Annotated in this window: 6 protein-coding genes; all 6 read right to left on the bottom strand. The window is 33.1% G+C overall.

The window, feature by feature from the left end:
• On the bottom strand, window positions 1–1062 hold a 1062-nt coding region (locus WFK35_RS17120), incomplete at its 3' end, for a type I restriction-modification system subunit M (RefSeq protein WP_336733606.1).
• 8 nt (window positions 1063–1070) lie between these two features.
• Window positions 1071–1685, bottom strand: coding sequence for a retron system putative HNH endonuclease (locus WFK35_RS17115; protein ID WP_336733605.1), 615 nt, complete (start codon window positions 1683–1685; stop codon window positions 1071–1073).
• Complete coding sequence (locus WFK35_RS17110; protein ID WP_336733604.1) at window positions 1682–3262, bottom strand: AAA family ATPase; 1581 nt, start codon at window positions 3260–3262, stop codon at window positions 1682–1684. Before WFK35_RS17110 ends, WFK35_RS17115 begins: the two co-directional genes overlap by 4 nt.
• A gap of 12 nt (window positions 3263–3274) precedes the next feature.
• Window positions 3275–4357: a restriction endonuclease subunit S gene (locus tag WFK35_RS17105; RefSeq protein ID WP_336733603.1), complete on the bottom strand. Its 1083-nt coding sequence runs from the start codon at window positions 4355–4357 to the stop codon at window positions 3275–3277.
• On the bottom strand, window positions 4344–6359 hold the full coding sequence (locus WFK35_RS17100) for an ATP-binding protein (protein WP_336733601.1): 2016 nt from the start codon (window positions 6357–6359) through the stop codon (window positions 4344–4346). Before WFK35_RS17100 ends, WFK35_RS17105 begins: the two co-directional genes overlap by 14 nt.
• 3 nt (window positions 6360–6362) lie before the next feature.
• On the bottom strand, window positions 6363–9155 hold the full coding sequence (locus tag WFK35_RS17095) for a type I restriction endonuclease subunit R (RefSeq protein WP_336733600.1): 2793 nt from the start codon (window positions 9153–9155) through the stop codon (window positions 6363–6365).
• Window positions 9156–9188 lie beyond the last annotated feature (33 nt).

Raw genomic sequence — 9188 nt, 5'->3', positions numbered from 1 at the left:
GAAAATACCCGTTGGCAAACGTAAAATGGTATGCAAATCGGTTGTTTCCATTAGTTTTTTACGGACCGTTTCACCTGCTCCTCCTTCAAACAAAACATTATCCGGCAAAACAACTGCGGCTTTTCCTGTTTCTTTGAGCATGGTTTTGATGTGCTGCACAAAATTCAGTTGTTTGTTGCTAGTCGTGACCCAAAAATCCTGACGGTTATACGTTAACTCATCTTTTTCCTGTTCTCCTGCTTCATTGGTAAACGTCATACTGCTTTTTTTACCAAAAGGCGGATTGGCGAGGATATAATCAAAACGCTCTCCTGAATCTGCAATAAGCGAATCATTCGGCGAAATAAAATTATCAGAATCGATGTCCCCAATATTATGCAGAAACAAATTCATTAAAGCCAATCGTCTGGTGCTGGCTACAATTTCATTTCCTTTGAAAGTGTGGTATTTTAAAAACTGTCTCTGTTCTTTATCAAGATTATGGTGTTCTGTAAGCCAATCATAAGCTGCCAAAAAGAAACCTCCTGTTCCACAAGCCGGGTCTCCAATGGTTTTGTTGGGTTGAGGATTCATACAAGCTACCATTGCTTTAATTAAAGGACGAGGGGTAAAATACTGTCCCGCTCCGCTTTTGGTGTCTTCTGCGTTTTTCTCCAGCAAACCTTCATAAATGTCTCCTTTGTCTTTTACGCCCATCATTACCCATTGCTCCGCATCAATCATTTTGATGAGTTTGTAGAGTTTCGCAGGGTCTTGTATTTTGTTCTGGCTTTTGGCAAATATTTGTCCCAGTATTCCTTTGCTTTTGCCGAGTTCTCTTAGCATTATGTTGTAATGCACTTCCAAAGCTTCTCCACTGTATTGCAAAAGGCTTTCCCAAGTGTATTCTTCAGGAATGTTTAAATTACGGTTATGGGGTGGCAAACTGTATTCGTGTGCCATTTTTAAAAACAGCAGATAGGTAAGCTGCTCCAGATAATCTCCATAACCTACACCATCATCTCTTAAAGTATTACAAAACGCCCATACTTTGCTTACTATTGCTGAATTATTGTTGCTCATTTTAAATTTTAGATTGTTTTATAATTAAGTACTTTAGTAATTAAAATTTCATCATCATTGGTTAATGGCATTTCATTTTTTAATTTTTTTCTAATTGTAATTGCGCCACGAAGTTCTGACATATATTGAGAGTCGAGATCAAACATTTTTATTGAATTGAGAGCTTTAAGTGAATTATTTTTAACTTGAATTAAAACTTCAATGGTATTATCAGTCCAATCATAATGATCTTCTGGATCGTCAAAATATGGATGTACTATAGAAAAATCACATTTCCTATACTGATTACTTGATGGTGCTATGATTGTGTCTTTAGTTCCTTTGACAATTAGGTCATTACAATACATACAAGATAAAACTAAATTTTCTAAAGTAAAAGTAAATTGCGGATATCTATACTTTGCTTTTGGAGCAATATGCTCTATTTGCTTATCTTTATTACCTTTAAAGGGCAAACCACAATATGCACAACAATCTTGATTACTTACAAGCTGTGCTTTTATATCATCTTTTATGTCTTTTAAACTTGCTTCGTCCCATTTGCCAAGCCAAGGCTTCTCCCGAATTAATCTTCTATATTTAGATACTGACAGTTTAGTGTTGAATTGTATATGTTTTATCATAAATTTACATACTCTCTTGCTTTATTAATAACTAAATTTAATGGATCAATTTCATTTAAAACTAGAGGTTCAATTTTTTTTAGAATCTCTTTTATATATTTAACTTTATTAGATTTTACGGATATCAGATGGAGGAGTTCCCTAATATCTTTTTCAATATAAAGATTTCTTGTTGTTCGTACATTAAAAACACTATATAACACTTCTTCTGCAGACCATCCGTAAGTATCAGCTTCAATAAGTTTAGTTTTTAATTTTCCTTCTTCATCTCTATTAATTGATGTTACGGAGGAACTTTCTCCTTCCAAATCTGAAACAATAAAGTGAGAATGAGAAGTTAATATAAAATGACAGCTTGGATATTTTGAAAAGACTTTTTTGAGGAATGTAATATATTGCATTTGCCAATTAGGATGCAAGCTCACTTCTGGCTCATCTATTAAAACAATACTGTCATTTTTTATTTGAGAAAAAATACCGATCATTGAAATTATTAAATGAAATTCTCCAGAACTTACGTCGTTCAGCGACATTGTAGAATTATTTTTATTTATCTTAATGCCATCAAGATTTATTATGTCAAGAGCTTCTAAATGTCTTAACATTTCCATGTCTTTGTTTGACATATCATTATCAAATAAATCTACAGAGATTATTTTAGCACTTGATCTCGGTTTATGGATCAGTTTATCTTTTGAAATTCTATTTAAAAACTCAACAATACTCGCAATTAAATTAGGATTTAGTTGAAAATTGTTTTGATAATAAGGGACGCTCCAAAGTGGGTTTTCTTTCTTTCTATTAGAAAATTCAAAATCATCGTGCCACCATTCTTCATAATATCTTCTAAAATTCCGTTCAGATAAGTTTCCAGAAAAAAATAATTTATTAATTTTAGTAGTATAATTGATTTGTAATTTCTTTTCAAAGTCAAGAAAAGATAAAAGGTCTCTTAAGTTTTTTAAAAAATCATTATCACTTGTAGAGGAGTTAAACAAGTATTTTATAGTCTTTCTGGATGCTGATTTAGTACTGGATGTTGAATTTGTGCTTCTTGCGCCTAAATATTGATAAAAATTATCTGGCTTATTATTTTTGAAAACAAATCTGTCTGTTTGTAAAATTGAATTTACAATTAATCTATTTGGAAATTCTAATTCCCTAAACAAAACCTCATAGTTTGTAATAATAAAACTTAAAGATTTTGAGTCAAAAAATTCAACATTTAAAGGTCTGTTCTTATAAAAAACGTACTCCTTTCTTTGTTCTTTTTTTATCGCTGAAATAAAGCCTTCTCTAGATATTATTTCATAAGTATTATGATGAAATTTATACCTTAAATGTATATCATACGAAAAGCTAACAGTTTTTCTTTCCTCATTTTTTAATTCTACAAACAGCCTGAAAATTTCAGCGATTTCTCTTAAAATAAAACTTTTACCAGTTCCATTAGGTCCAATAATAACAGAGGAATAAGGCTTAAATAAATTATTAATTTCTTTTATATCGGAAAGTGATAATTCAATACTGCCTAATTGTGGATGGTTGCTTAATTTTAGATATTCTATTCTTATCATTTTTATAACTATTTACACCAACTCCCCACAAAACGCTTTTTTCAAAATACTTTGTCTTAAGGCTTCTGCTTTTTGCAGGTTTTTTTGTATGCTTTGCTCCATTTTATCGACTACACTTAAACGGCTTTCTATTTCTTGAACGATGCTATGTTGTTCTGACAATGAAGGAACAGGTATTAAATATTCTTTAACCGTTGGAATCGTTAATTGTGGAATTGCGCTTCCTTCTATTTCAATAGTTAAACTTTTTAAGTAATAGAATAAAAATTTTGAAGTAATAATATCCTTTTTAGGAATAACAACTATTAACCTTACAATTGGTAAAAAAGGCTCTGATCTTAATTCTATGTGCCCAGTTCCACTTCCTCGTCCAGCAATTGTAACACATTCTTCTTTAACTCTCGCAAAATTTGTAAATCCATACAATCCTTTTTTAGCAACAGCATTTGCATAAATAGGATAAGGAAATATATCATTTTTTAATTCTGAATACTCTTTAGGTTTATCTCCTCCTGCAAAAATGTCAACTGTTATATCTTTAATATTTAAAATTTCCCATTCACCTAAAAAAGCAGATTTCAGAACGCTTTGTCGGTAGGTTTTGACTTGCTGTTGTGCGGTTTTTAGTTCTGCAATGCCTTTGTCCAGCTCGCTAAAGAGTTCTTCTATTTTAGAGACGATGGCGTGTTGGGTTTCGAGTGGGGGAATGGGGACTTCAATAGAATGTAAATCAGTCTTTGATAAACTCGGAATTGTAGTGCTCTTATCTAGTTTGTGAAAATTAAAACTTTTACAGAAATAGAATAGATATTTACTGTTTAGCTCTTCTTTTGAGTGTAACCCAAAAGCTGTATCAACATTCCAAAATTTTTCAGTTACATAAATAGGATTGTTTATAGTTCCTTTTCTGCCAATTATTGTAGTATTAGCTTCACTTATATAATCATCAGCATACCCGAATATTCCACTACTACCATAAATAGGATATTTTCCATTGGGATTTACTACATTTTTTTGATTTTTACCACTCCTTATTTCACAAACTTCTCCGAGTTTTTTTATTTGCCAATTTTGAATTATTTTATTTGTTCCCATCTAATACAATTTCTTCTGGTTGAACAGCTAGATTATTTCCTGCCGATTCTATTACTTCATTAGCAGTTTGTAATTCGTTAACTAATTTCTCTCTTTCAAGACTTAGCTGCTCATTTAAGTAACTATGTTTTATCTCAAAGTCAGTAAAAATCTCACTCCAAGTTTTGGCATAAACTTTAATTCTGCCATTATCAAGATTCATTATCAGTGATTTTATTCCATGGGGTTTATTGGTATTTATTTGGTTTTGTATAAAGTTTGTAGAGTCAAACTTATTGCCAACTAAATAAAATTCCCAATTCATATTTGGAGCATTAAACTCTTGTTGTTTTTGAATCAGATCTAAATAGTTGTACACCTGACTATACTGACTATTACCTAAATTAATAGACGGGTGTTTTAATTCAACTACAATGTTATCTATGCTATCAATATGTTTATTCTGCCTGCAGGCAAAAATATCCATTTCTTTCAACCTATGTTGATGTTCTATTTCAATTGACTCATCTTTTTCAGTAAGTAAATAAATATATCTGCGTAAAGCTTCTTCGAATTTAGGTTCAGCTGCAGTTACTAAATGATACTGTTCTCCAAATATCCAATAATGTTTTTCTATAAATTTTTGAAGATGGTCTACTTCATTTGCTTTTAAATCTTTATTAAAAACTAAATCTTTAAGCATATAGTATGCTTTATATCGATCTTCAATAAGCTTTATTGTTTCGGTTATGCGATTTAATCTAGTAACTTGAAAAAGTTTAGCTAAATCTTCTCTTTCTTTAGTTTCTAATTCAACTACTTCTTCTAAAATTTTAAATAAACTCCCTCTTTCATTAGAGTCTAACAATAGATCAATTAACCGTACAAAAGTTTTCTTCTGTTCTTTATTTAAATTTGTAAATAACTTGGGTTGAACTTCATAAAGACTTTTAATTGTCTCAATCAAATCATGTTTTCTGTATTTTTCTTCCCATTCATTTTCGTATGATGGTAAAATCCCACTTTCTTCATAATTTTCAATTAATCTATCAGCGAATATTTTAAGAAAAGGTTTTCTTTTATTTCTTAAAAACTCATTTATTTCATTTATTAAGTATTTATATTCTTGGGAATTCTTTGCTTGTCCAAATAATTTCATCTGATTTTCATCTTCAGAACTTTTAAAGTCAAAATTGTCAAAAAAATCACTTTTAATATAGACACTATGAAAATACTGGTCTGCTTTTTTGTTTAATGTTGTATAATCTTTATAGACTTCAGCATCTTCTGAATTAAGAAAATAATATTTAGAAAATTCTTTATTTAGAGATTCTTTCCACTGAATATATTTAATTGAAAATTTAGTTCTGGATTTTGGATAGTAAATTACTAAAGTATCATCGTAATCAGATATGTTCTCTGAATAATCTAATAATTCATCATTTATTAAAATTTTGTTCTTTTTATTTAATTCTAAAAACCAGCAAAACTCTTTTTTTAAAAAAGGAATAATTGTAGATTCAATGTCCATTTTAGAAATTTGAACATCAGAAAATGTTACTGTTGTTCCAGTCTTATCTGAATTATTTTCAATCAATTCGGCATTAAAATCATTCAGTTCATTTACACTTGTGCTTATACTACAAGTAATGAATCTGTCTTTTTCTTTATAAGTTGATAACCATTTAGCAATATGAGCAAAAGTAAAAAAAGTTAATCTGCCAACTCCATTCTTACCGTGCATGGACGATGTGTGTTTAGGAGATGAAATTTCAATTGCTTTTTCAGATTCATAAAAAGGTTTAAATTTTTGGTTCAGTCGTGAATAATTAATACCATATCCGTTATCAGAAACCTCAATGAAATCAACTTTGCCTAGCTCATTAGCTTCATATCTAATTTCAATTGTATTTGCTTTTGCATCAAATCCGTTCCAGATGTATTCAGCAAAAGCATTAGAAAAATTGTAATTTTTTAAAACTTTTTTTATTCCCTTTGAGGTAATATTAACATTATTTGCCATAATCTACGCCGCTAAAACTTCATTCAATTCATCAATAATCTCCAAATACTGGTCTCCAAACAATTGGTAAAACTTGCCTAAACCACCGTGCGCATTAAAAGGGTCTAACTCAAAATCTTCCTGTTCAAAATGGAAGGAGTTGGCGATAAAATCTTTTATCATACGCAGCCACTGCATTTGTTCTTCGGTAAAGGTATTATGTTTTCCTGCATTTTGTGCAAAAATCCATTGTTTAAAATTTCTGTCTACCGTTCGGTCATACCCTGTAAGGTGTTCATCAATCTTCAGCGCTTTTCTGATCACAGACACCAAAAGCACCAATTCCTGTTTGGGTTTTTCGGTTTTGGTTTTCGGGCTGTTTTCTATCTGGCTGTACGCATCCCATAATTTGGCGGGTTGCAGGGCAGGTTGCTCTAAAATGAGTTTTTCGTACAAATCTCGGATGAGCTTGTAGGTAAGCTCCCTTCTCCGGTAAGGTGCATCATAGAAAATCTGCAATGCCAGAGCTTCGTCTTTATGTTCTTTTACCCATCGCTCAAAAGCTTCTACGGTGCTTTCTGCCTGTTCTTTTTGGTCGGTTGCCCATCCTATATTGGTAATCTCGTCTATGTTTACGGTGTCTATGATCTGGTCGTATTTCTTGCGTATATCTACTATAAAATTGCGCAAATCCGGATTGTGCAGTTCTTCCACGGCTCTTTCTATTAAAGCCCGGTGATGTTCTTCTACCGCTTTTTCTTTTTCCGCAGGAGATCCGTCTGTTTTTTCACGCTCTACATTGGTTCTGATTTGCTCTAAGGCATCAGGATTATAAGCATCCAACAGTTTCTGAACCACCTGTTTTATCTGTAAACCATTGGCGTGTTCGCTAAAGGCCGCTTTTTCTTTTTCATTGATTTGCCGGTCAAGGCGTATCAATCGGTTCGCCAGAGTAGTGAGCATTTCTTCGGAGCGGTTTCCCATCGCTATACTCTGCAAAATATCTTTCAGGGAAACGCCCGGTGCTTTTTCTAGTGGACGGCTATCGGTTTTCTGGGAACTTTCCACACCTATTGCATCTATGATTACAAAATGGTCTTTGCTGTATTGTGCAGAAGGTGTTCCTTTCAGCCGCAATTCTTCCAGTGAACAGGTTCTGGTTCCCCTGCCTTTCATCTGCTCATAATAGCTTTTGCTTTTTACGTCACGCATAAACAGCAAAACTTCCAGTGGACGGATATCTGTTCCCGTAGCAATCATGTCTACCGTTACCGCAATTCTGGGATAATAATCATTCCTGAACTGGGTTAGAATACTTTTAGGATCTTCCTGAGACTGATAGGTAATTTTCTTGCAGAACTTATTTTCCTCGCCAAATTCTTCTCTTACAATTTCTATAATATCTTCGGCGTGGCTGTCGGTTTTGGCAAAAATCAGCATTTTAGGGACTTCGAATTTTCCCTCTTTATCCAATCTGTCGGGAAACATCTGAGGCAGGTTTTCTTTTACCGCTTTGATGATTTTTCTGATGGTGCTCGGATTTACAATGTCTTTGTCTAATTGCTTTCCGCTGTAGGCTACATCTTCATCTACTGTTTCCCAAAACTTTTTCCGGGTAAGGCGTTCTCTTTTATCTACACGTTCTCCCATCTGTATTTGTGCGCCTTCTTTGGTAATTTTGGTTTCAATGGTAAAAACATTATAAGGAACTAAAACACCATCTACCACCGCTTTTTCATACCCGTAATCAGACACTACATTTTCATTGAAATAAGCAAAAGTCCGGTTGTCAGGAGTAGCGGTAAGCCCTACCTGAAATGCGTCAAAATAATCTAAAACCTGTTTCCAGAGATTGTAAATACTGCGGTGGCATTCATCGACAACGATAAAATCAAAAAATTCTACAGGAACTTTTTCATTATACACTACGGGCAAAGCTTCTTTAGGCTGAAAAGATTCATACGGATTGTTTTCTTCGGCACTCTCGTCTAATTCACTCCCTTTTAAAATAGAATACATTCTCTGAATGGTGCTTATATACACTTGGTTGTCATCAGAAATAAAACTGTTTTTCAATCGGGTAACAGGGTAGAGTTCAGAAAATTTGCTGTTGCTGTCATTGGGCAGATACGCCATAAATTCCTGCTCTGCCTGTTCGCCCAGGTTTTTAGTGTCTACCAGAAAAAGGATGCGTTTGGCTTTGGCATATTTTAGAAGCCTGTAAATAAAAGTAATGGCAGTAAATGTTTTACCAGAGCCGGTAGCCATTTGAACCAATGCTTTAGGTCTGAAATCTTTAAATGATTTTTCTAAATTGGTAATGGCGTCTATCTGGCAATCCCGTAAATTAAGAATAGGAAGTTCGGGAATATCCAGTAATCCGCTTCTTAAGGATTTTTCACTTTGAAACCATTTCAACAATGTTTCGGGTCTGTGAAAAGAAAAAATCTCTCTGGAGCGGGGTTTTGGATCTCTATAATTGGTAAACTTGGTAATCTCGCCTGTACTTACATACACAAACGGCAAAGGTTGATTATTAAGGTATTTTAATTTTGCATTGGCATAATCTTCTCCCTGCTCTTCAACTATAGAAAGGGTTTGCCCCATTTCCATTCTTTTTGCCTCTATAATTCCTACAGGGTTTCCTTTTACAAACAGCACATAATCGGCAGGCCCTACATCGGTAGTATATTCCCTTACCGCAACGCCAAGGTGAGAAGCCAGATTGATTTGGGTTTTATTTTGTATTACCCAACCGCTGGATTCTAATTTCTCATCAATAAGGTCTCTGGCTAATTGTTCAGGATTTTGATTCACAATGGCTTTAGTTTAAATAACAAATATAAACAA

It is taken from the genome of Chryseobacterium sp. VD8, assembly GCF_037149975.1.
Taxonomy (GTDB): domain Bacteria; phylum Bacteroidota; class Bacteroidia; order Flavobacteriales; family Weeksellaceae; genus Chryseobacterium; species Chryseobacterium indicum.
The sequence above is the reverse complement of the archived record's forward strand: the minus strand, read 5'-3'. Positions and strand labels throughout refer to the sequence as shown.